Below are 336 nucleotides of genomic sequence, written 5' to 3'. Positions count from 1 at the left end.
CAAGACATTCAACTCTGAGCCACCAAACTGACAATCTAAACTGGTAGCTTGTGTTAGGGTCTGATAATGAGGAGGAGATAGCCGCAATAAAACTTCTCCAAACGCTAAGATTTTTTTCATACCGCCTCCTAGATGAAAGACCCAGCTGGAATCCTCCAACTAGGTCGTTATTGTATTATTTATCGTCGTATTGATCAACCTTATATTGAGTAACATCTACATAATCCATATCAGATAATGGAACATTTTTCGCAATCGCACGCACACGTTCCTCATCTTTTGCCGCTTTCATAACATGGATTTTCTCTTGAATACGTGCCATTTCTTCACGATCTA

At 39.6% G+C, this 336-nt stretch carries 2 pseudogenes; both read right to left on the bottom strand.

From position 1 onward, the window contains the following. Window positions 1–120 (bottom strand): annotated as a pseudogene (locus tag C1G53_RS12250) (sugar kinase); the annotation flags it as partial. 55 nt (window positions 121–175) lie between these two features. Further along, window positions 176–336, bottom strand: a pseudogene (locus C1G53_RS12245) (glucuronide permease); the annotation flags it as partial.

Origin of the sequence: Streptococcus suis (assembly GCF_002960445.1) — a bacterium.
Classification (GTDB): Bacteria; Bacillota; Bacilli; order Lactobacillales; family Streptococcaceae; genus Streptococcus; species Streptococcus hyiners.
The sequence above is the reverse complement of the archived record's forward strand: the minus strand, read 5'-3'. Positions and strand labels throughout refer to the sequence as shown.